Below are 23,865 nucleotides of genomic sequence, written 5' to 3' on the forward strand. Positions count from 1 at the left end.
AGTATAAACCTGGTTTGTTTTTTTATTGGATATATATTTTTTTTGCAAAATCAATTAAAATCTTTTTAGAGAGGGTGATTCATATTGATTCGAACTTTTATTTTACAAATTCCTTGTCATAGAAGATTAGATAGGAGTTTTTTTAAACTACAAAAGTACATACCTTTATGTGCGCGTTGTACAGGCATGCTTATTGGTATTTTAATGTTTCCAATTTATTTTTATATGACACCTTCATTTCTTTTGGCAATCATACTATCATTTTTCGCTCAAATTCCGTTACTTATCGATGGGTTCACCCAAAAGTGGAAATGGAGAAGTAGCTCAAATTTGCTAAGAATAACTACTGGTGTATTAAGCGGTAATGGTATGGGATTATTCATTTCCTCTAGTGTTATATGGATATTATCTTAAGATATATAGTAATGGAGGTATTTACATAGATGTTCTGGATTTACTTAATTCTAATTTTTATTTCAGGCGGAAGTGGAATTGGTTTTATGATTCAAAATAAGTATACAGAAGCAATAATAGCTTTTGTTATTTGTATACTATTGTTTGGGCTACTGTATTATTATCTTAAAAGAAACAAAAGAAAGAGAAAAGCAGATTGTGACGATTTAGACTGTACGGATTGTTTTGATTGTGATTGTACTTGTTAAATTTTTCTTCCAAATAAAAAGCTAGTGCATTATTAAAAATACACTAGCTTTTTTGCTTTGAAATTTTAAGAAAAGTGTAGGAATACGGCTATTATATAGAGAACTTTAGTTTTGTATATAAAAGGAGGCGTTAGATGTTGGAAACGTATGATTGGAACAATAAACTAACATATTTAAAAAACACGAGAGATTTATATTACAACGACGATTATGTAAGCTTTTTAGTAAATACAGTTTGGAAGATTACTAAGCCTGTACATATCGTTGATTACGGTTGTGGATATGGTTATTTAGGATTAGTATTAATGCCATTACTCCCAGAAGGTTCAAAGTATACAGGTATTGATAGTGGAGAAACATTATTAGCTGAAGCCAGAGAGTTGTTTCGTTTACTTCCGTATGATTCAGAATTTCTTGAAGGAGATGCTACAGAAATTGAACTGAACGATAAATACGATATAGCAATCTGTCATGCTTTCTTATTACATATGACTACTCCAGAAACAATGCTAGAAAAAATGATACATTCAGTTAAAAAGGGTGGAAAAATAATCTGTTTTGAACCACATTGGATTTCTAATATGGCTTCTTATTTACTAGATGGGGAGAAACAATCGGAATTTATTCAGCTAGGTGTTTTGCAGAAATTATTTGAAAGTGATACGCAAAGAAATGGTAAAGATGGCAATATAGGCATGAAAATACCGATATATTTAAGTGAATTAGGTGTGAAAAATATTGAATGTAGAGTAAGCGATAAAGTGAACTTTTTAGATTCAAATATGCATCACAATGATAAAAACGATTTGTATCAATCATTAAAAGAAGAGGGGATTGCAGGTGATCCGGGTGATAAGCAACAATTTGTAGAACGTTTAATAGCCAGAGGATTAACATATGATAATGCGCTAGCTCAATATGAAGCTGAACTACGATTTTTTAACATATTTCATGTGTATTCTTCTTTTGTATACGCTCCCAATATGAAAATTACATTTGGTGACATAGTTTGTTAAAAGGTATGATGTATAAGGATTGTCGTTTAATGTCGATAAGTCGATATTCGACATATAATCGCTGATAAATGTTAAGAATCGGTCGATATAATTTGAAAATCGCCGATAAAATGAAAGAATCGCTGATATATTTGAATTATCGCCGATATAATTTTATGTACTAATTTCAGCTTCTACAAGATAAAAACCGCATGTTACGTTATTCCATATAATTAAACAAAATACGGAGAAAAACAATCGTTTTTACTATATTTTGTTATAAATTTGAATAATATTAATTAATACCATCCATTTTAAGAGATTTTAGTTGAATACATACTATATGGTGTGTAAAATCTAAGCAAGTAGCAGTTTAAATATAAATTCGAGGTGAATGCATGCTAGATTTTAAGCAATTAGAAACTTGTTTAAAAGACAAGAGATTTGTAGATGGATTACAGGAAATAAATAATGAAATTGCATATATAAAAGAAACGAATACTTTATCCTATGTGAAGAATTGGCTTGCCAATATTCCTTCGCATAAGGAGTTCGATATATTAATTCGCCTTACTGATGAAGGGCTTATGCACCAATACAGTTCATTCCTCATTCGTTACGCTTATAAAAAATTCCCAAATATGAGAACGCTCTCTTTATATTGTGATGAGTTAATTGATGAGCGGAAAATTCTTGAAGCAGAGCAGTTGTTAAAATCTTCTTTAGAAGAGTTAAGTAAAGAAGAAATAGATGCAGATTTTTTAGCGAAAACATATTTTACGTTAGTACGATGTCTTTTAGAAATGAAACGAAACGAAGAAGCGTTAATGTATATGCAAAAAGCAGAGGAGTACAGTGCGCGCGCAGTGTTTGATAAATGGGGCTACGTTTATATGCATACAGGTGAATGGGAGAAAGCGGAAGAACAATTTATTGCTGGCATGCAGCATGAAGATTGTGAAGAGTTATCTACCTATTTATTATCACAATTGTATGCGAATAAAGGAGAACAAAAACGCGCGATACAGTTAATCGATGATGCGATTGTAAAATTCCCACAAGTACCATATTTTCATTTTGAGAAGATAAAGTATTTATTAGATTTAGAGCAATATGAAGAGATGTTAGCGGTAATAGATAACATAAATACTCAGCTGCCATATCATGCCTATAATACTTACTTTGTACATTTACGTGCAGAAGCACTGTACAAAATGAATAAATTTGCAGATTTACAAAAACTATTAAAAGAAGAAAAGAGTTTAAAAGAATCTTTATATCATAATTTAGAAAAAAATCCGGATGGAAAAAAGGTTCACTTGCCGATAGTTCCAATTGTACAAAAGGATAATTATTGTGTTCCGACAAGTTTAGAGATGATGTTGCGTATATGGGGAGAGAAACGTACACAAGATGAAATAGCAGAGTTTATTTTTGATATGACAGGATCGAAGTTTTCAGATACTGTTTCTTATTTAGAAGAATTAGGTTATGAATATCGTTATTTTAAAGGGAACGAAGAGAATTATAAGAGACTGATTGACGAAGGAATTCCTGTTTTATTAAGTATAGATATTGAGCATGCTTCACACGTACAAGTTCTATCTGGATATGATGATACATTGCAAGCTTTCTATGTTCAAGATCCAAACTTTATAGAACCAGTTCTTGTGGAATATAGTAAATTACAAGAAAAATATCGTTATACAGGCTGTTTAGCAATCACGTTTGTTCCGAAAGAAAAGAAGGAGCAACTAGCGTTTCTAAGTGAGGAAGAAAATCGTTACTTTAAATCTATTTTTTCTCTTACGGATCATTTAGATGAACATGACAAAGAGGGAATTAGTAACTTAGTACAATTTTTAAAAGAAACGAGTGATAATCCAAATACGTGGTTATATACGATAAAGCACTTAGATGTTGAAGTAGATAAAAAATTTATTTTATATTGTATCGATAAGTTAATGGAAAAGTTTCCGAACTCGGACTTTGTTAAATTGCATGGTGCACAATGTTTTATTCGTCTTCAAGAAGTAGAGAAAGCGGAGCAAATGCTGACAAGCGTTGAGAAGAAAAATAATCGTGCTTTATATCATTTAATAAACGGAAGATATGCGTTTGAACAGGAAAGTTATCTAGAAGCGATTTCAAGCTTTCGTTTATCGTTACAATTAGACGCAGATCAGCCTATTGCTTGGAGTTTTCTCGCTTTATCCTATATGTATATTGATCAATCTGAAAAAGCATTGCAATACTCTCAAGTTGCGTTAGAGCATAGTCCTGAAAGGTTCACTTTAACAAATCACGGTTTAATATTAATAGATTTAGAAAGATATGAAGAAGCATATGAAATCTTTAATGACTTGTTAAAAGAGTACAAATATGAAGCGCATGTATGGTATGAACGAGCGAGATGTGCACATCAACTAGGGAAATTATATTTAGCAATAAAAGGGCTTAAAGTAGCGATTCATTTGGATAGTAATGCACCTTACATTTATACGAAACTTTCGGAAATATACGAATCTGATTTGAAGGATGAGGAAAGTGCGAAAGAAATTTTATTAAACGGTATTGAGAATTGTGATGATAAAGCACCTCTTTACGTAAAATTAGGTGATTATCATTTTCAAAATGATAGCTTGGAAGAAGCAGAAGTATTGTATAAGCGTGCTTTAGAAGAAAATGATGAGGATGTTTATTCTCACTTCGGACTTACACAAGTTTATATGGCAAGAGAACAATATAAGGAAGCAAAAGAATATATACTTGGTCTTGAGAAGCAAATTGAAAAGAGCCAAGATTTCCTCATGAATGCAGGAATGGTTTTATGGGATGCTGAAATTGAACTTGGTGGAAATGAAGAAGGGTTTAAAGTAGCACTATCTAAGTTAGAAAGTGGTATAAAGAAAAGTGATTATAATGTAGCAAGTGCGTTAGATGAATATGTGAATCGAATTAAAGGAACGGAATTTGTACAACGAGGTATAGCATTTTTAAGAACGTTACACAAAGAAAGAAATGAAGTAAGTGAGTACGGTTGTTATGCAGGTATTTTATATGAATCTATTGGACAGTACGGCCAAGCGATGAAAAGATATAATAAGGCGATAGAACAAATGGAAACGGCATTACCGTATTACCGAATTGGTGAAACACTTATGGCATTAGGGCAATTGACGGAAGCAAAACAAGCGTATGAAACATGTTTAGAGCTTGATGGGAATTTCGTAGGTGTACATTTACAGCTTGCGGAAATATACGAAAAAGAAGAAAACCGTTCTAAAGAACAAAGTCATATGGTTCAGGCGATGAAAGAAGAGCCGTTGCATATTAATATGGAATATTTAGCACAGCTTTCAGTAGATATGAATCTTCAGGAAGAATTGCTGACTGAACTAGAACAATTAGCGGACGAAGTACCTGAAATATGGCGTTTAGATGCGATTGCATATGTGTACGGAGCGATGAATGAAATAGATAAAGAACAAGCACAGGTTGAATACGCACTACAATTAGATGGTGAGCATATAGAAGTTCTATATCATTATGCAAAAGTATTAGTGAAAAAAAGAAATGTAAAAGCAATTGAAGTTGCAATGAAAGTAATACAAAAAGATTTTGATAATGAACGTATATTTGATGTTTATGTAAAAGCAGTAGAGCAACATAAAAAATTGTCTAACATACGAGATTTTCTTCATACGTTAAAGGTGAAAAAAGCAGAAAGGAGTACAGCATTCATGTATGCTGCAGCTGCGGTCACGGAAATATGGATTGAACGCCAGCTGCATGAACAGCCAAAACGATCTATCATTACGAGAGCTTTTTATCGTATGAAAAATCGTGCGAAAGAAATTTCAATGGTTACTATGATAATTGATTTATATGAAATCTCTTTAAAGTTAAATCCGAAAAATAGTATGGCAGCACAGCGATTTGCGCTATTTTATGAGAATGTAGAGATGGATAAAGAAGCAATAGAGATTCTGCACACGTCACTAGAAAATAAATGGGATTATGACGTAGCGAAGCAACTTGTAAATCTTTTCGTTGAGTGCGAGGAAGAAGATATGTTAAGAGATGCTTTGGAATTAACGAAACAAATGGTTCGAGAACTACCAGATGATTATGATACTCTTCTTCTGCAAGCACAAGTATTCTTTAAAGCAGGGGAAGAAAGAAAAGCAGAAAAGATTATCTTACAATTAACAGAGCAAACACCGTTTGTAAGTAGAGCATTTCTTGCTTTAGGAGAAATATATCAAAGTCAAGAAAGGTTTGAAGAGGCAATTCATGTATTAGAAAATGCTTCTATACATCATCCAAATGAAACAGCAATTCTTCTTTCTTTAGCATCTTCATATCATGGTGCCGGCCAAACGATACAGGCAGAAAAAATAACAAATGAAGTATTAATAATTGACGCGAGTGATTTGTTAGCAAGATATGATCGTGCTTGTTATTTAGCGCAGTTAAATAGAAATGAAGAGGCGAAGGAAGAGCTTGAATTTGTCCTTCGTGAGGATGAATCGGGATTCTTTGCTGAACTTATTGAGGATGATGAAAATTTAGCAGCATTGCGAGAATTTGAAAAGTAATTGTATAAGAATAGGGAAAAAAGATAAGGATATATTTTGAATTAGTTGACAATTAGTTGCTAAATGGCATAAAATAACTTTTAACAAAGTATACAAATCTGAAGACGAGAAAGAGTAAAATAGTGAGCTGTTCTCCAGAGAGCCGGTATATTGCTGAAAGCCGGTGTGCAGACGTTATTTGAAAATCATCTCCGAGGAGCCGAGGCTGAAAGTAAGTAAGCCCGGACGGATGTCTACCGTTACAAAGAACACGTATGATAGTACGTTGCTAAGTGCTATTAGTGAAAATGCTAATAGAATTAGGGTGGTATCGCGGGTAAACCCGTCCCTACTTTATAGGGACGGGTTTTTTGTGTGCTTTAAAATATTCAAAGGAGTGATTGTATATGGAAAAAGTAGATGTAAAAGAATCAGCTGTAGGAAGAGAAATGCGAATTCGCAAACAGTGGAACGAACAAAATATTTTCGAACAATCAATTCAGAATCGAGAAAGCGCACAGTCTTTCGTATTTTATGAAGGACCACCAACGGCGAACGGACTACCGCATGTAGGTCATGCACTTGGACGAACAATTAAAGATTTAGTAGCAAGATATAAAACGATGGCTGGTTATAAAGTGTTAAGAAAAGCGGGATGGGATACACATGGTTTACCTGTAGAATTAGGCGTTGAGAAGCAACTTGGTATTTCTGGTAAACATGAGATCGAAGAATATGGTATTGAACCATTTATTCAAAAGTGTAAAGAGAGTGTTTTCACATATGAGAAGCAGTGGCGTGAATTCACTGAAAGTATTGGTTATTGGGTAGATATGGATGATCCATATGTAACTTTAAAGAATCCATATATCGAAAGTGTATGGCATATTTTGGGGACAATCCATGAAAAAGGATTGTTATATAAAGGACATAGAGTTTCACCATACTGCCCAAGCTGCCAAACCTCATTGAGCTCACATGAGGTTGCACAAGGGTATAAAACAGTAAAAGATTTAAGTGCAACTGTGAAGTTTAAAGTGAAAGATAGTGAAAATGAGTATTTCTTAGGTTGGACCACAACACCTTGGACACTTCCAGCAAACGTTGCGCTTGCTGTCCATCCAAATATGGAATACGTTAAAGCAAAACAAGAAAGTCATGTATACATTGTTGCGAAAGAACGTGTACAAGAAGTATTAAAAGAGAACTATGAAGTATTATCTGTTCATAAAGGCGAAGAATTATTAAACACATCTTATACAGCGCCATTTCCGATGAAAGAAGTTACAAATGGTTACCGCGTTATTGCAGCAGATTTTGTAACGGGAGATAGTGGTACAGGACTTGTTCATATTGCTCCAGCATATGGAGAGGACGATTATAGAGTTGTTCAAAGTGAAGGCTTGTCATTCTTGCACGTTGTAGATGAAAAAGGTGAGTATACAGAGGCAGTACCATTTTTGAAAGGGAAATTTGTAAAAGATTGTGACGTGGATATCGTTCGTTATTTAGCGAAGGAAGGTTTACTGTATCATAAAGAAAAATATGAACATAGCTATCCGCATTGCTGGCGTTGTGATTCACCACTACTTTATTATGCAGGAGAAAGTTGGTTAATCCGAACAACTGCAATTAAAGATACATTTTTACAAAATAATGATTCTGTTACTTGGTATCCGGATCATATGAAACATGGGCGCTTTGGTAAGTTTTTAGAAAATATGGTGGACTGGAATATTAGCCGAAATAGATATTGGGGAACGCCATTAAACGTGTGGGAATGTGAAAGTTGTGATCATCAGTTCGCACCGAAAAGCATTGCCGAATTAAGAAAGCATAGTACGAAAGAAACACCAGAAGATTTGGAATTGCATAAGCCTTATGTAGATGAAGTGCAAGTGTGCTGCGGGAAATGCGGAGGCACAATGAATCGTACACCAGAAGTGATTGATGTTTGGTTTGATAGTGGTTCTATGCCATTTGCACAATATCATTACCCATTTGAAAATAAAGAGTTATTTGAAGAGCAGTTTCCAGCGGATGTTATTGCTGAAGGAATTGATCAAACACGCGGCTGGTTTTATAGTTTATTAGCAGTATCAGCACTATATACAGGAAAAGTACCGTATAAACGAGTGTTATCACTAGGGCATGTTTTAGATGAAGAAGGGCAGAAAATGTCTAAAAGCAAAGGAAATGCACTAGATCCAGTTGATTTAGTAGATAAATTTGGTGCAGATGCGCTAAGATGGGCTTTACTTGTTGATAGTGCCCCGTGGAATGCGAAGCGTTTTTCTGAAAGAACAGTACTGGAAGCGAAATCTAAATTTGTAGATACATTAGTCAATGTGTATAGCTTCTACGTTTTATATGCAAATTTAGATGAATATAATCCGAAAGAAACGTATGATGTAAGGCTTACAAAATTAGACGAATGGGTATTATCAAGATTGCATAGTACAACGAAAAAAGTAAGAACTGCACTTGATGATTATCAATTTACGAATGCAGCTCGTGAAATTGCAGCACTTGTAGATGAAGTGAGTAACTGGTATGTAAGACGCTCACGTAATCGTTTCTGGGAATCTGGTATGAACGCTGAGAAAGCAGCTGCGTATGAGACACTTCATGAAGTGCTTGTAACAATTAGTAAATTAATTGCACCATTTACACCGTTTGTCGCGGAAGACATTCATCTAAATTTAGAAGGAGGCAGCGTTCATTTAGCTGATTATCCAGTTGTAAATGAATCACTACTTCAACCGAAATTAGAAGCGGAAATGGATGCTGTTTTACAAGTTGTTGAACTTGGAAGAAGTAACCGTAATCAGCATTCTTTAAAAGTAAAACAGCCGCTAGCAGAACTTGTATTACTTGAGCATAACGAGAATGATATGGATTGGGAATCTTATCGTGATATCGTTATGGATGAGTTAAATGTAAAAGCATTCCATGTTGAACTCGATGAAACAAAATACACATCATATCAATTGAAGCTTAATTTTAAAACAGCGGGGCCGAAATTCGGTAAAAATGTGAATGCAGTGAATGGTTGGCTAAAACAATTATCACAAGAAGAAGTACAAAACTTTGTATCAACAGGAAGAGCAGTTTACGAAGCAACACCAGGAGAAGAAGTAGTTGTAACTGCTGAAGATGTGTTAGTTGAGAAAGTTGCAAAATCAGGATTCTCTAATACGACTAACGGACAATATACGGTTATGTTAGATACGAATGTAACGGAAGAATTGTTGCAAGAAGGAGTAGCGCGTGAATTCATTCGTGCGGTTCAAGAATATCGTAAACAGTTGAATTTACCAGTTAATTTACGAGTGGATGTTATTCTTGATACAGAAGTAGAGCTACAGCGAACGTTAACGAACCATAAAGATTTATTGGAAGAAAACTTACTCGTTAAACAATTTACATTTGGTCACTTAACGAACGAAGATGATGAACTTTCTTTAGGTGAAACGAAAGTTCGAATTAAATTAAGCGCGGCTCATTAAAGGAGAAGGAAGTTGGAATGATTCCAACTTCCTTTTTGTATGATGGAAATTTATCCGGCTAATTTCCTCATAATCCATTCGATAGGACCTCTAGAAAATTTCTTTCTCCATAACACACTAATTAAAATGCTGAAAATGAAAAATGCAGTAGCAAATAATAAAACGAATAGTAGTGATTGATTTTCCATTCTATTTAATAGAATTAATGTCCCAATACCGATAAATACATGACTGACATAATGAGTTAATGTTAATTGTCCTGTTTGTACAATGGAAGTGACAAACCAATTATTTCTATATTTTTCAGCGATATAGAGGCAAATGATTAATATAGCAATAGAGGATCCTGTAGCAGATAAAATATATAATACATTTGGTAAGATGGGTCCTGTATTAAATAAAAATGTGGCGGCCTCTCTGCCGATGTATGGAATAAAAAAGTGTGTAAGTCCTTTTGATAAAAGTTCTGTCAATATTGTGATTGTAATACCGAGTAAGAGTAATCTTTTTTTTATTTTTTTATTATGAAGATCTAACCTGCCAATTAACATACCGATTAAGAAGAACGAGAACCAAGGGAAAATAGGGTGATAGCCATTAAAGAATAAGTTGCGAAGAAAACCCTTTATTGTCCAGAAGTCTACATAATTTATAAATGGAGTTGGACCTACCCAACCCTCGAAAGTATTGAAAGTAAGCTGAAGAGATTGTGCGAACAATAAAATAATGATAGAAAGAAAAAGTAATAGTTTTTTGCGTACTGTCATGAGTAATGCAGCAACGAAAAGGTAAACACCATAGTAGTGTAATATATCCCCAGTCCACTCCATTACATATAGTAGTAATCCTAAAATAAATAAGAAAAGTGATCGTTTCCATATGGTCTTTCGGCTATTAGAAATTTTTATTTGTTCATTGCTAGCAACGGCTGACCTAGTCATTAAAGTTATACCGATGCCAGCAAGTATAACAAACAAAGCAGAGGCTCTACCTTCAAATAGTGACATGAAGGTTATTAAAAAAGGGGGACCATTTCCTTCTGCACCTGTTATCACCATGAAATTAACAAGTAGCATACCAAACATCGCCCAAGCTCTAGCAAAATCTAAGCCGATAATGCGTTTTTTTATATTCACTTCAACCCCTTCTTTCAAAAATGTTATTTACAGCTTCAATCCAAATTTGTTTATAATCTATCTTTGCATCAATCATCATAAAATTTCCGATATTATCAAGCACTAATGCTAACATATGAGCTTTTGAAACTAGATTTTTATTTTCAATTAATTGAAGTTCATTTGCTTTTGTAAGGAGTACTTCAAATCCATGTAAATATTCTGTTTGCACAGTTAGTAATCGATCTTTGTACATCTTGTTTCTTGAAGATAGTAATACATATTCTTGTAGCACTCGGTTAAAATAAGGGTCGTTTCGCTGTTCATCAATTATTTTAAGGCCAATTGCAATACATTTTTCAATAAAATTTGATTTTGTAAACTCTTCTGTATGGAAATACGAAGAGAACTGCATAGCTTTACATAATTCAGTAAAAATACATTCAATTAAAGCATCTTTAGACTTAAAGTAGTAATATATAGATGGTTTTGCGATACCAACCTCCTCACCAATCATTGTATAAGTTGTTTTAACAATACCGTACGTAGCAAAAAGGCGATAACTTGCTTCCATTATTGAAGAGAGTGTTTCTTCACTTTTACTCATATAGATCCTCCTAAAAAAAGGTTATTTAAATCGTATCATTTACAAGTGATTTTTTCAACCTACCGTTAGGTAAAAAATAGCCTATTTTTTTAAACAGTAATATGAAAAGCTTTAGGGATAAGGAATGGATTTAGAAATTTCTTTCTAAAGTATTGTGTTCACTTTACACATAAATATTGAGAAAATTTCACTTACCCTAAATGGAAAGGTAATAGAAGTGTTCATAGAGAATTACTCGTAGATTCAATTTTTATCCATCCGTTTTGCGGGGAATCATTGCCTAGTGGTAATGGGATAAGGTTGAGCTACTTTATTAGGGGGAGTGGTTCTATGTTTAATAAAAAAATGGTGGCAATGGCAATGACTGTGCCGTTAGTAATGGGGACAATTTCTACGGTTTCGGCATTGGAAAAACAACAGCAAGTAAAGTTAGAAGCTTATTCGCCACAGAAAAAAGCAACTGAATATTTAAAAGAAAATGCTGCGCAGTATGGATTGAAAACAGATCTTTCAGACTTGCAATATATTTCTACAACAGAAACGTCAGTAGCTTCATATGTTAGGTTCCAACAAGTTGTTAATGGTGCACCTGTATTTTCAAAACAAATAACAGTTACGCTTAACGGAGAGGGAAAGGGAGTACTCGCTGTTTCTGATTATCAGCCTGTTACAGGTGTGAAGGAAGTAACGACAAAAATTAGTGAAAAAGATGCAATACAAAAATCAATGGCGTATGTTGGAGAAGCAAGTGAGCAAAATTTATGGGCTCCTACAGATAAAGAGTTCGGATATATTGTTGAAGAAGGAATTGCTCGTCCAGTATATAAAGTTGTAGTCCATTCTAATAATCCATTTGGTGCATGGGAAACATTTATTGATGCAGAAAATGGAAAGTTAATTAAAAAGGTTGATATCAACCGAAAAGCTGAAGGGTCAGGAAAAGTATTTTTACCTAACCCAGTCGTATCTAGCGGTAGTAAAGTAGGCTTAAAAGATAATAACGATGCAGATTCAACAGCTCTAACGAACCAACTGAAAACTGTTACGTTAAAAGGTTTAGATGGAACAGGATTTTTAATTGGAGAATATGTAACGATTTCTTCAAAAGCGAAAACAAAATCTACGAATTTACAATTTAACTATACACGCGCAAATGATAGCTTTGAAGATGTTATGTCGTACTATCATATCGACACATTGCAACGTTACATTCAAAGTCTAGGTTTTAAAAATATTAATAACCGTTCGATAAAAGTGAATGTTAATGGTACAACTGATGATAACTCATTCTATTCTCCATCAACAAAAGCTTTGACTTTCGGTACTGGCGGTGTTGATGATGCAGAAGATGCTGGTATTATCGCACATGAATATGGGCATTCGATTCAAGATAACCAAGTTCCTGGCTTTGGTAGTTCAGCAGAAGGTGGAGCGATGGGAGAAGGATTTGGCGACTTCTTAGGTGCTACATATGAAGATGCAGTATCGACTACTGGATATGGTAAAGCATGTGTTGGAGAATGGGATGCGACAGCTTATTCTAGTTCAGATCCAACATGCTTACGCCGATTAGATACGAATAAAGTATATCCGAAAGATATAACGAATGAAGTGCATGATGATGGTGAAATTTGGGCTCAAGGCCAATACGAAATGGCACAAGCTTTTGGCCGTGATGTAGCAACAAAAATCATTTTACAATCACACTGGTCATTAACACCAAACTCTAAATTCAGTGATGGAGCGAAAGCGATTAAGCAAGCGGATGCTCTTTTATATGGCGGACAACATGCTGCTGATATCGATCGCATTTGGGCAGCGAGAGGCATTAGTACGAATTAATATAAAAAGTCGTGGCATTATAAGCCACGACTTTTTAATTTGCTTACGAACTGGTACTAGTAAATAAAGCTATATCAATGATAGTGTGAATATATCCGTATCCCATTTACTTTTTAGCTTCTTTAAAAACAAAATGCTCTTTAAATTTTCTAGATTCAACTTTTTGACCATTTCGCATCGATTGGAATGGGTGTTCTTGCCATGTAATAATAACATCAACTTCATCTGCTTTTGTAGCAACGGGTAAATTAGCGTGTTCAAATCCAGTTTTTCCACTTGCCAAACGACTTTCCTTTAGGGAAAAGAGTTCATATTTCGTTTTCTTATTTGGTTCGTTGCGGAATACTTCGACGTTTACATTATATACTTCACTATTCCCGACATTCTTTACTGAAAAATGATATGTTTGAAATTCATCTTTTTTAGCTTGAAGCATATTCTTGTTTGTTTTTTTCGGTTTATCAATATTCACTTGCCATTGATCAGAGTTTTGAGAGATTGGTAAAGATTTTGGTGAATAGGCATACGTTTCGTTTACTACAATTAAGCAAAACAAAAGGAGAAAGAAACTAATTGCTTTTTGCATATACACACCTCGCTTTAAAATTTTTATTAATATGCGTAAATGAATTAGTTTTTATGTAAAAATTGGAAAATATTAAAGGTGTAATTTTGGATTTAATACATAAGAATATGTATTACAAAATTAACTTTTCACAATTTAGAAGAAGTTAGGAGTTATAAAACCAGAATGTTTCAAAAAAAGCTTGCGTTTTATAAGGTGAGGAGTTAGAATACTCTGTAAATATAAAAAGTGATGATCAGGAAAAGTACATGGTGCAAAGGTCTACAGAGAGCAGCCGGTTGCTGGGAAGGTTGCGATACCGCATGATGGAAAGACACCTGTGAGCGTTGCTTTGAACGTGATTATTAGTAAAAGCAAACGGTACCTACCGTTATTAGGGCTAAGATGGTCAGTATGACAATTTGGGTGGTACCGCGGAAAAAAATCCGTCCCTATTTATAGGGGCGGATTTTTGTATTCTTTGAAAGGGGGTGAGTGACCGTGGATGATGACGATGACAACAATAACGTAAATAAATATAAAATTACTGGAGGGAAAAATAATGGATTCAATAATGAAGCGTTCACTCACAAAAGAATGTACAAAGCAAAGTGGAAAGGTTGTATTACTTCAAGGATGGGTAAAAAAAATTCGGCACCTTGGAAATGTTAGTTTTTTATTATTACGGGACAGAACAGGAGTAATTCAATGTGTATTAGAAAATGAATTGGCTGGATATAAAGTTGATGTAGAAAGTGTCGTCCACGTAATTGGTGAAATAGTCGAGACATCGAAAACAGAATTGGGTGTTGAAGTACTTGCTCATGAAGTGAAAGTAATAAACGGTGCAGAGCCACTTCCATTTGAAATAAATAAAAAGAAGTTACAAGTTGGCTTAGATCAACTACTTAATGAGCGAGTAATATCATTAAGGCATGAGCGAACCGCAGCGATTTTTAAAGTGAAATCTACACTCGTTCAGAGCTTTAGTGAATTTCTTATAGAGAACGATTTCACACGGATCTTTACGCCGAAAATTGTTTCGCAAGGGGCAGAAGGAGGAGCAAATGTTTTTAAGCTTCCATACTTCCAAAAAGAAGCTTATTTAGCACAATCACCACAGTTCTATAAGCAAATGATGGTGGCAGGTGGGTTAGAACGAGTTTTTGAAATTGCACCTGTATATAGAGCGGAACATCATAATTCTTCCCGTCATTTGAATGAATATATATCGTTAGACTTAGAGCTTGGTTTTATTCATGATTTTTATGAAGTGATGCAACTAGAAACGGATGTTTTACGATATATGTTTCAAAAAGTAGCGAAAAAATGTGAAATAGAACTACAACTATTACAAATAGAAGTACCTGTTATTACTGAAATACCTAAAATTACATTGTTAGAAGCACAAGAAATTTTGAAAAGTAAGTATCGTAAAGAATCTCCTGTAGGGGATTTAGATACAGAAGGTGAAAAGTTACTAGGGAAATATGTGAAGGAAATATATAATAGTGAATTTGTTTTTATTACGCATTATCCGAAAAAAGCGAGACCGATGTATACGATGCCGAATAAAGAGAATCCAGCTATTACTGATTCATTCGACTTATTATATAAAGGATTAGAAATAACGTCAGGGGCACAGCGAATTCATAATTATGAAATGTTACTCGCTTCGTTTAAAGAAAAAGGATTACACCCAGATAAATTTCAATCTTATTTAAATACATTCCGATACGGTTGTCCACCACATGGAGGTTTCGGAATTGGGTTAGAAAGGGTTGTATATAAACTTTTAGAATTAACAAATGTACGAGAGGCGAGTGCTTTTCCGAGAGATTGTACTCGTCTCATACCGTAAAAAGAATCTTCGCGATTATCGCGAAGATTCTTTTTTTATAGTTCGTTTGAAAAGGTGAAAATATAGATTCTTTCTTTTTCTAATAAGCTTAGTAAAAGTCAGTTGAAATATGAACCATTTCGACAAAAAAATCAATATACCCCTTGACAGTTACAAATATAACCGATATACTTCATATTAATTTCAAAAGAAAATATATTCTAAATATTACAATGTGTTGAATAGGAGTAGTAAGGTCATGTATTTGTGCAGAGAGCTATGGGTTGGTGCGACATAGTCAAATGACATCCTGAACTCGCCTAGGAGCAGTAAGGTGGAACGGAATCACATTCTTAGTAAATCTTAACGGTTAACCTTCGATATTAGGTTTGTAATCAAACGATTACTACTAAGGTGGATTCATAATGGAATCAATAAGGGTGGTACCGCGTTAAGTAAATGGCTTAGCGTCTCTTTATATAGAGATGCTAGGCCATTTTTTTATTATATGGAAGAAGAAATGGAGGGTTTATTTGAATAGGTTTATAAAATTTATTTATTTATATAAAAAGATTTAATTAGGAGGAAAATGAGATGAAACAGACGGAGCAATGGACTTCGAAATTAGGTTTTATAATGGCGGCAGCCGGATCAGCAATTGGACTTGGTGCGATATGGAAGTTCCCTTATATCGCTGGGAAGAGTGGGGGAGGAGCGTTCTTTTTAATATTTATATTATTTACTGTTTTAATTGGACTACCGCTACTTATAGCTGAATTTATGATTGGACGCAGTACGCAGAAACAAGCAGTTGGAGCATTTAAAAGCATCGCACCAAATACAGGATGGCATTGGATTGGACGCCTTGGTGTTGGAACTTGTTTTATACTACTTTCGTTTTATAGTGTTGTAGGTGGATGGGTATTAATTTATTTATTCAGAGGAATAACTGGACAACTGATTACTCCAGGAAAAAATTACGGTACATTATTTACTGAAACAATTGGGAATCCTGCTTGGGCTATTATGGGACATTTCGCTTTTATGTTCATTACGATATGGGTTGTATCAAAGGGTGTACAAAACGGAATTGAAAAAGCAAGTAAATATATGTTGCCAGCATTGTTCGTTTTATTTGTCGCTCTTATTATTCGTTCGTTAACACTTGATGATGCAATGAAAGGTGTGAAGTTTTTCTTACAACCAGATTTCTCAAAGATTACTTCGGAAAGTATTTTGTTCGCAATGGGGCAATCATTCTTTGCAATTAGTATCGGGATTTCAATTATGGTTACGTATAGTTCCTATTTAAATAAAAAAGAAAGTTTACCAAAATCAGCAATAACAATTGTTGGATTGAATTTATTTGTTTCTTTATTTGCGGGTCTTGCCATTTTTCCGGCCGTATTTTCATTAGGAATGGAGCCGACAGAAGGACCTGGATTACTATTTATCGTATTACCATCTGTATTTAGTCAAATCCCATTCGGTGGATTTTTCTTAACAGTATTTCTTGCACTATTTACATTTGCGACATTAACATCAGCATTTTCTCTACTAGAAACTGTTGTTTCAGCATTAGCAAATGGTGAACAAGAAAAGAGAACGAAATTATCATGGCTGATCGGTTTCGGCATTTTCTTAGTAGGTATACCATCAGCGTTATCATTTGGAGTATGGAGTGATATTACGATTTTCGGAAAGAATATTTTTGATGCAGTAGACTTCTTATCTAGTAATATATTAATGCCACTTGGAGCACTATTTATTAGTATTTTCGTTTCATTCAAAATGGAGAAGAAGGTACTAGAAGCAGAGTTTTTTGTAGGTGGAAATTATGGAAAGAAAGTATTTACTTGTTGGGCATTTTTACTTCGATTTGTAGCACCACTTGCAATAATTATCGTCTTCTTAAATGTAATAGGAATTATTTAATATTAAATGTTATAATATTCAGTAAAAAAGGGGTGGTGATCATAAAGGAAAATTTGATAGAAGCAGGGAAATACATGAATATTAGAGGGAAAAAGCTATACGTTGAAACACATGGAAATCCTAAAAATAAGCCAGTCTTATACTTGCATGGTGGACCAGGAGAAAGTTGTTATGATTTTTCATTTCATCAAGCGGAACGTTTAAAAGATTCTCTATATGTAATTATGATAGATCAAAGAGGTGTTTGTCGCTCAGAAGAAATTACTGAAGACGAAGCTTTTGGATTAAATGATTTGATTGAAGACTGTGAGGAACTAAGAAAAGCATTACAAATTGAAAAGTGGTCTGTAATTGGACATTCTTTCGGTGGCTATTTAGCATTGTTATATGCGTCGATATATCCAAGTTCAATAGAGAAAATAATATTTGAAGGGCCAACTTTCGACTTTGCATTAACAAGTAGAGCTTTATTACAAAAAACAGGATATTTATTAAAAAAGCATGAAAAAGAAGAAGTAGCAAAAGAGTGCTTTGCTTATTCATCTAGCTATGCTAGTTCAGAAGAGTTGTTAGAAGCCTATATAAGATTAAGCGCTGAATTAGAAGAAAAAAGAATGGAGATTTACAATTATAAGGAAGATGAGACAGACTATAGTTTATATAGCGATGAAGAGTGGGAAGTATTTTCAAATCGCTCTCAAATTCATTTTGATAGATTAAAATTAGAGGGTGCATGTCATAAATCATTATTATATAAAATAAAAGAAGTACAGAATCCAATGTTATTAATTGTAGGAAAACATGATGTAGTAACGTGTGAAGAACAAATTAAAACATTTAATAAAGATGCCCGAAACGGCAAGTATATCGTATTTGAAGAGAGCGGTCATTCACCTCATTATGAGGAAGCAGATAGGTTTGCAGAAACAGTCATACATTTTTTGAAATGAAGAAAAGGGTGCTTCTATAAATGAGAGGCACCCTTTCTATATTTCTGGATATGTGATTGTGATGTTAGGCCACTTACTTTGCCAATTCTTTTTTATAACTCTGTTTTTGTACATATGGAATCGTTCTTTCGATTCAAGAAAATGAGCTGTTGGTCTCACTTGTAAGGAAAGGACATCTTCAATACCACATGGGGCTGTTAATATGACGTTGTTTAGTTCATCAAGTGTAACTCCTAATGCCGTTGCTGTTTCAGGAAATTTAGAAATAGCATCAACAGAAGAAGAATATGGTGGCATATTATTCACTACATGCATACGAGCTTGATTTTTTACAGACCAAGGGATAGTAGCATCAATATTCATTGATTTCGTTTCTAATGATTGTTCGTATATCTCATCTTGATGTAGACTATCATAATAAATTACATCAACATCAGGCATAGCCGTTTTAGCTTCATAGTCATGTAAAGTATCCCAAATTTTAGAACGAACAAATCCGGCACAAATCCACCAATCAGGTAACTCTAGTGATTTTGCCATTTGTAATACATTCATCATCCATTCGTCGTTTTCTATTAAGCGAATGATATCTTGTTCTGTTTGTATAGTCATTTGTTATCTCACCTGCTTTTTTTTAGAGAGTAAATTTAATTCATAAGCTTTATAATCCATGTAATCCAGTAAGCACCTGGTATGAATAACAGTTGAGCAAGTAATGTACCAAAAAGTCTAGAAATCATTAGCCAAGCATACATTTTACTCATTGCTTCAGCACCTTCTTCTGATTGAAGAGCTCGCTCTGTTAAAAGAGCAATACGTGGATCTAGTAGCACTGTTAATAAAATAGTAGCAAAACCATTAATAAGACCAGAAGCTGTAGTGGCTTTTGTTGCGAAAGCTGGAATTAAAAAAGAAGCATATAGTGCGGAAAGAACTCCCGCTGTATAAATTGCAGTAGCGAACATGTTAATAAGCATTATACGCTTTGGAATACCGCCGATACGCAGTCTATGAATCATTTCTAACTTTGGAAAGCGGACATATTTTTTTGTGTACTTTAATTTTTGAATGTTATTCGTTTTCATCATTCGAATGAAAGAACCGTCTGTTTCAAAGTTTTGAATGACATATCCAAATAGTTTTGTCAAAGTTGGATACAGTATAATCGCAAGCAATGTACCGATAGAAGCAGATAATAGTACAAGACGTATAATATGCTCTAAATCAATAGAAGGATCTAGTTTTGCTTCGTCCACAATCCCGCCAAGTAAAAAGGCTTGTAGTAAGTTTGACGTTCTTGAAATGAGTAATACGATTCCTACGACGGATAATGCGACAGCAATCTTCTTTAAACGAACCCCCGCTAATCGAATACTATAAGAGCTTGTTTCAACTGCGTGGATCACAATTGTGAAAGCCATTATAAAAATTAACGTAATTGACATTTGTTTCACCAGTTTCTATTAAAATAATTGTAACTTTTTTACTGTATCATATCTATCGTATTTTGTAACTGAAAGTATGTGACATATGGAAATTGATTTTTCGAAAAAATAGATAATGATAGTATAATAGGGAGAAGTGGAAGAGATGTTAGCACTTAGTTATACAGCAAATTAAGTGGAGGAATGAAGCATGTATAAAACATTTCTATTTGATTTAGATGGAACTTTAACGGATCCGAAAGAAGGGATTGTAAACTCGGTTTTATATGCATTAAAAAAAGTAGGAATTGAAGAAGTACATATAAGTGAGTTAGATTCATTTATAGGTCCTCCTATTCAGCAATCATTCATAGAGAGATATAATATGAGTGAAGGAGAGGTTGAACGTGCTGTTTTTTACTTCCGTGAGTATTTAAAGCAGCGTGGATTGTTTGAAAATAATGTATACGAGGGGATTCTGAAGCTCTTGCAACAATTAAAAAGTTCAGGGAATCGCATATTCGTAGCAACTTCAAAGCCCACTGTATTTGCGAAACAAGTTATAGAGCATTTTCAATTAACGAATTATTTCGAAGACATCATTGGAAGTAATTTAGATGGTACGAGAATAAAAAAAGAAGAAATAATTGCTCATATTTTACAAACAAATGAAGAACTAAATAAAGAAGAAATGATAATGATTGGTGATAGAAAGCACGATATAATAGGTGCAAATCAGAATGGAATTGCTTCAATTGGTGTTTTATATGGCTATGGCTGTGAAAAAGAACTGACTGAAGTTAGTGCGACCTACATAGTGAAAGATGTTGAAGAACTGTATCATTTTTGTGTAGAGAAAAATTTAATAAAGCAGTAAATATAGATTCTAGCAATCCCTTTATAACGTATGACGATGAATTCGTTTCTGTTTAAAGGGATTTTTCATATGTAATCGAATAATTATAATTAGACATTTTTAGCATAAAAATTTGTATGAATAAGAGGAGGGATGTCAGAATTAAAAGGTTAGTAGAAATTTATCAATAAAATTTAGAATATTCTGTTTAATGGAGGGGTAAAATTGGAGTTAGTTATTATATTATTAGCACTAAGTTTACTTATGTTCGTAGCATACAGAGGTTTTTCTGTTATTTTATTCGCGCCGATATTTGCATTATTTGCAGTATTTTTGACAGAACCTAGTTATGTATTACCTTTCTTTTCTAATATCTTTATGGAGAAAATGGTTGGATTTATAAAATTATATTTTCCTGTGTTTTTATTAGGAGCAATATTTGGGAAAGTAGTGGAAATGTCAGGAATTGCAGATTCTATCGCAAAAACGATTATTGAGTTAGTTGGTGAAAAACGTACTATATTAGCGATTGTATTAATGGGGGCTATTTTAACGTATAGTGGTGTTAGTGTGTATGTAGTAGTGTTTGCTGTTTATCCGTTCGCAGCTAAGTTGTTTCGACAAGCTAATATTCCAAAGCGTTTAATCCCTGGAACGATTGTTCTTGGAGCAGTAACGTTTACAATGGATGCGTTACCTGGATCACCACAAATTCAAAATGTAATACCTACAACATTTTTTAAAACGGATATTTATGCTGCACCGATACTTGGGATTGTAGGAGCAATTTTTGTTCTTACATTAGGTTTACTATATTTAGAGAGTAGACGTAAGAAGGCAAAAGCGGCAGGTGAAGGATACTTTGGTTTTAATGATGGAAATACTGAAATGGCAGCATCTTTGCAAGTAGAACAAAAAAATATGCCATTAATTAATAACATTGAAATCACAAGAGCACAACAACTTATTGCATTTATACCACTTATTTTAGTAGGTGTAATGAATAAAGTGTTTACTATTATGATACCGAAGTGGTATCCAAGCGGTTTTGATTTTTCTGCAATTGGTATGAAAGCATTTGGAAAAGTAGAATTAAGTGCAGTAGTAGGAATTTGGTCTGTAGAATTGGCACTTATTATAGGGATCTTAACAACGTTATTATTATATTGGAAGCGAGTAGTAACAGGTTTCCAAGCTGGATTGAATACAAGTATTGGTGGAGCGCTACTTGCAACGATGAATACAGGAGCTGAGTTTGGATTCGGTGGTGTCATTGCAGCACTTCCAGGTTTCGCAATTATGAGAGATGGCATCTCTGTTACTTTCACAAATCCGTTAGTGAATGGTGCAGTAACGACGAATATTTTAGCTGGAATTACAGGCTCGGCATCAGGAGGAATGGGAATAGTATTAAGTGCAATGGGAGATAAATTTATTGCAGCGGCCAATCAATTTGATATTCCATTAGAAGTTATGCACCGTATCGTATCAATGGCATCAGGAGGAATGGATACACTACCACATAACGGGGCTATTATTACTATTCTTACAGTAACAGGATTAACACATAAACAGTCATATAAAGATATATTTGCTATTACAATTTTGAAAACGTTTGCTGTATTTTTAGTTATCGCATTCTATACTTTAACAGGACTCTATTAAACATTCGAATCGTAAAGATTCATCAAATCGATAATTTATGTTATAAAATATTAATTAGGATAAGAAGGGGTGGGGGACTTGCAAGAGGTTTCTGAGTTTCGTATGCCAAAGTCGGTATTATATGGAAGGAATTCGCTTGAAAAACTGGGAGAACAATCAAAAAAGTTAGGGAAAAGAGCTTTTATAGTTACTGATACAATTATGGAAAAATTAGGATATGTTGAAAAGTGTATGCAACAATTAAATAAGAAAGGTATTACTGTTAGTACATATAATAAAGTGGATGCTGAGCCTACAAATATACACGTATTAGAAGCGTTATCTCTTTGTAAAGAGGAAAAGTGCGATTTTATTATCGGTATTGGTGGTGGAAGTTGTATTGATGCTGCGAAAGCAGTAGCGGTTTTATATACAAATGGTGGAGAAGTTGAGGATTATGTCCAAAAGGATATTGAAATAGAAAACAATCCACTACCACTTATTGCAATTCCAACAACTTCTGGTACTGGATCGGAAGTTACAAGTGTAGCAGTAATAACGAATAAAAAAACAGATGTAAAAATGATGATGAAGCATCCTAGTTTTATACCGAAAGTAGCAATTATAGATCCAGTTTTGACAAGTTCGTTACCCCCACAAATTACGGCAGCAACAGGAATAGATGCGTTATGTCATGCGATTGAAGCGTATATTTCTAAAGTTTCACAACCACTTACAGATGTACTTGCTCTTTCAGCTATTGAAAGTATTATGAAATATTTACGTATAGCATATGAAGATGGACGTAATATGGAGGCAAGAGAAGCGATGATGATTGCTTCCTTACAAGCTGGAATTGCATTTTCTAATGCATCAGTTACATTAGTTCATGGAATGTCAAGGCCAGTGGGAGCATTATTTCATGTACCGCATGGAATATCAAATGCCATACTATTACCTACAGTGTTAGAGTTTACAAAAACAAGTGCAATAAAAAGGTTAGCAAAAATTGGACGTAGTTTAAATAAGGATTTGTATTCGAATTCTGATGAGGAAGTAGCAGACTACACACTTGGTGAAATAAAAAAACTTTGCTTTGATCTTCGTATTCCAAATTTAAAAGAATACGGAATCGATGAAATTGAATTTGAAAATGCTATTTCTAAAATGGCATCAGATGCAATTGAAAGTGGTAGCCCAGCTAATAACCCACGTGTTCCATCATATGATGAAATCAAAGAGTTGTATCGAGAGTGTTTTAATTATAAGTATAAAGAATTTATAAAAACATCAGATTGTTAATTTCAGAATATTCTATAAAAATTTCCTTGGAAATGAAAG

At 33.9% G+C, this 23,865-nt stretch carries 17 protein-coding genes and 3 other annotated features; of the genes, 12 read left to right on the forward strand and 5 right to left on the reverse strand.

Annotation, left to right across the window (positions count from 1 at the left end):
* The first annotated feature begins 84 nt into the window (after positions 1–84).
* From NST90_RS10585 to ileS, 5 genes are all read left to right on the forward strand, one after another.
* Positions 85–414 (forward strand): DUF2085 domain-containing protein, encoded by a 330-nt coding sequence (locus NST90_RS10585; RefSeq protein WP_000621475.1) that lies wholly within the window; start codon positions 85–87, stop codon positions 412–414.
* 29 nt (positions 415–443) lie between these two features.
* Positions 444–662, forward strand: coding sequence for a hypothetical protein (locus NST90_RS10590; protein WP_000498601.1), 219 nt, complete (start codon positions 444–446; stop codon positions 660–662).
* Between the two features lie 137 nt (positions 663–799).
* Positions 800–1,678 (forward strand): class I SAM-dependent methyltransferase, encoded by an 879-nt coding sequence (locus NST90_RS10595; protein WP_025709739.1) that lies wholly within the window; start codon positions 800–802, stop codon positions 1,676–1,678.
* A 377-nt stretch (positions 1,679–2,055) separates the two neighbouring features.
* Entirely contained in the window at positions 2,056–6,258 is a 4,203-nt protein-coding gene (locus NST90_RS10600) for a bacteriocin-processing peptidase family protein (protein ID WP_283748189.1), read from the forward strand.
* 92 nt (positions 6,259–6,350) lie between these two features.
* Positions 6,351–6,591, forward strand: a binding site (T-box leader).
* Positions 6,592–6,644: 53 nt separating this feature from the next.
* Positions 6,645–9,746: an isoleucine--tRNA ligase gene (ileS, locus tag NST90_RS10605; protein WP_283748188.1), complete on the forward strand. Its 3,102-nt coding sequence runs from the start codon at positions 6,645–6,647 to the stop codon at positions 9,744–9,746.
* Between the two features lie 50 nt (positions 9,747–9,796).
* Here ileS and NST90_RS10610 read toward each other — a convergent pair whose 3' ends face one another.
* Both NST90_RS10610 and NST90_RS10615 read right to left on the reverse strand, forming a co-directional pair.
* Positions 9,797–10,882, reverse strand: a complete 1,086-nt coding sequence (locus tag NST90_RS10610) for a heparan-alpha-glucosaminide N-acetyltransferase domain-containing protein (protein WP_001022158.1) — start codon at positions 10,880–10,882, stop codon at positions 9,797–9,799.
* A gap of 1 nt (position 10,883) precedes the next feature.
* Positions 10,884–11,468, reverse strand: coding sequence for a TetR/AcrR family transcriptional regulator (locus NST90_RS10615; RefSeq protein WP_000045224.1), 585 nt, complete (start codon positions 11,466–11,468; stop codon positions 10,884–10,886).
* A gap of 330 nt (positions 11,469–11,798) precedes the next feature.
* Between NST90_RS10615 and NST90_RS10620 the strand changes: the two genes are divergently transcribed.
* Positions 11,799–13,310 (forward strand): M36 family metallopeptidase, encoded by a 1,512-nt coding sequence (locus NST90_RS10620; protein WP_000482274.1) that lies wholly within the window; start codon positions 11,799–11,801, stop codon positions 13,308–13,310.
* A gap of 106 nt (positions 13,311–13,416) precedes the next feature.
* Here the strand turns inward: NST90_RS10620 and NST90_RS10625 are convergent, their stop codons facing one another.
* On the reverse strand, positions 13,417–13,896 hold the full coding sequence (locus tag NST90_RS10625) for a hypothetical protein (protein ID WP_001167910.1): 480 nt from the start codon (positions 13,894–13,896) through the stop codon (positions 13,417–13,419).
* 222 nt (positions 13,897–14,118) lie between these two features.
* Positions 14,119–14,332 (forward strand) — a binding site (T-box leader).
* 105 nt (positions 14,333–14,437) lie between these two features.
* Between NST90_RS10625 and aspS the strand changes: the two genes are divergently transcribed.
* The 3 genes from aspS (at position 14,438) to NST90_RS10640 (ending at position 18,600) form a co-directional block, all read left to right on the forward strand.
* Positions 14,438–15,736 (forward strand): aspartate--tRNA(Asn) ligase, encoded by a 1,299-nt coding sequence (gene aspS / locus NST90_RS10630; RefSeq protein ID WP_048535818.1) that lies wholly within the window; start codon positions 14,438–14,440, stop codon positions 15,734–15,736.
* Positions 15,737–15,944: 208 nt separating this feature from the next.
* Positions 15,945–16,193, forward strand: a binding site (T-box leader).
* Between the two features lie 116 nt (positions 16,194–16,309).
* Positions 16,310–17,650, forward strand: a complete 1,341-nt coding sequence (locus tag NST90_RS10635; protein ID WP_000814531.1) for a sodium-dependent transporter — start codon at positions 16,310–16,312, stop codon at positions 17,648–17,650.
* Between the two features lie 74 nt (positions 17,651–17,724).
* On the forward strand, positions 17,725–18,600 hold the full coding sequence (locus NST90_RS10640) for an alpha/beta hydrolase (RefSeq protein ID WP_048535826.1): 876 nt from the start codon (positions 17,725–17,727) through the stop codon (positions 18,598–18,600).
* Positions 18,601–18,636: 36 nt separating this feature from the next.
* Here the strand turns inward: NST90_RS10640 and NST90_RS10645 are convergent, their stop codons facing one another.
* Complete coding sequence (locus NST90_RS10645; protein ID WP_283748187.1) at positions 18,637–19,212, reverse strand: nucleotidyltransferase family protein; 576 nt, start codon at positions 19,210–19,212, stop codon at positions 18,637–18,639.
* A 35-nt stretch (positions 19,213–19,247) separates the two neighbouring features.
* Entirely contained in the window at positions 19,248–20,045 is a 798-nt protein-coding gene (locus NST90_RS10650; protein WP_000028911.1) for a lipid II flippase Amj family protein, read from the reverse strand.
* Between the two features lie 190 nt (positions 20,046–20,235).
* On the opposite strand from NST90_RS10650, the gene NST90_RS10655 reads away from it, so the two are divergent.
* The 3 genes from NST90_RS10655 to NST90_RS10665 all read left to right on the forward strand — a co-directional run bounded on the left by NST90_RS10655 (position 20,236) and on the right by NST90_RS10665 (position 23,826).
* Positions 20,236–20,901: an HAD family hydrolase gene (locus NST90_RS10655; RefSeq protein WP_000278481.1), complete on the forward strand. Its 666-nt coding sequence runs from the start codon at positions 20,236–20,238 to the stop codon at positions 20,899–20,901.
* Between the two features lie 204 nt (positions 20,902–21,105).
* Positions 21,106–22,545 (forward strand): GntP family permease, encoded by a 1,440-nt coding sequence (locus NST90_RS10660; RefSeq protein ID WP_283748186.1) that lies wholly within the window; start codon positions 21,106–21,108, stop codon positions 22,543–22,545.
* Positions 22,546–22,623: 78 nt separating this feature from the next.
* Positions 22,624–23,826 (forward strand): iron-containing alcohol dehydrogenase, encoded by a 1,203-nt coding sequence (locus tag NST90_RS10665; protein WP_048558269.1) that lies wholly within the window; start codon positions 22,624–22,626, stop codon positions 23,824–23,826.
* Positions 23,827–23,865: the final 39 nt, after the last annotated feature.

The organism is Bacillus sp. FSL E2-8900 (genome assembly GCF_037966225.1).
GTDB classification, from domain to species: domain Bacteria; phylum Bacillota; class Bacilli; order Bacillales; family Bacillaceae_G; genus Bacillus_A; species Bacillus_A cereus.

Excerpts from the sequence above, each read along its gene's own strand:
- NST90_RS10615 (WP_000045224.1), bottom strand. The coding sequence starts at position 11,468 with ATGAGTAAAAGTGAAGAAACACTCTCTTCAATAATGGAAGCAAGTTAT.
- NST90_RS10635 (WP_000814531.1), top strand. The coding sequence starts at position 16,310 with ATGAAACAGACGGAGCAATGGACTTCGAAATTAGGTTTTATAATGGCG.
- NST90_RS10650 (WP_000028911.1), bottom strand. The coding sequence starts at position 20,045 with ATGTCAATTACGTTAATTTTTATAATGGCTTTCACAATTGTGATCCAC.
- NST90_RS10625 (WP_001167910.1), bottom strand. The coding sequence starts at position 13,896 with ATGCAAAAAGCAATTAGTTTCTTTCTCCTTTTGTTTTGCTTAATTGTA.
- NST90_RS10600 (WP_283748189.1), top strand. The coding sequence starts at position 2,056 with ATGCTAGATTTTAAGCAATTAGAAACTTGTTTAAAAGACAAGAGATTT.
- ileS (WP_283748188.1), top strand. The coding sequence starts at position 6,645 with ATGGAAAAAGTAGATGTAAAAGAATCAGCTGTAGGAAGAGAAATGCGA.
- NST90_RS10590 (WP_000498601.1), top strand. The coding sequence starts at position 444 with ATGTTCTGGATTTACTTAATTCTAATTTTTATTTCAGGCGGAAGTGGA.
- NST90_RS10655 (WP_000278481.1), top strand. The coding sequence starts at position 20,236 with ATGTATAAAACATTTCTATTTGATTTAGATGGAACTTTAACGGATCCG.
- aspS (WP_048535818.1), top strand. The coding sequence starts at position 14,438 with ATGGATTCAATAATGAAGCGTTCACTCACAAAAGAATGTACAAAGCAA.
- NST90_RS10645 (WP_283748187.1), bottom strand. The coding sequence starts at position 19,212 with ATGACTATACAAACAGAACAAGATATCATTCGCTTAATAGAAAACGAC.
- NST90_RS10640 (WP_048535826.1), top strand. The coding sequence starts at position 17,725 with ATGAATATTAGAGGGAAAAAGCTATACGTTGAAACACATGGAAATCCT.
- NST90_RS10620 (WP_000482274.1), top strand. The coding sequence starts at position 11,799 with ATGTTTAATAAAAAAATGGTGGCAATGGCAATGACTGTGCCGTTAGTA.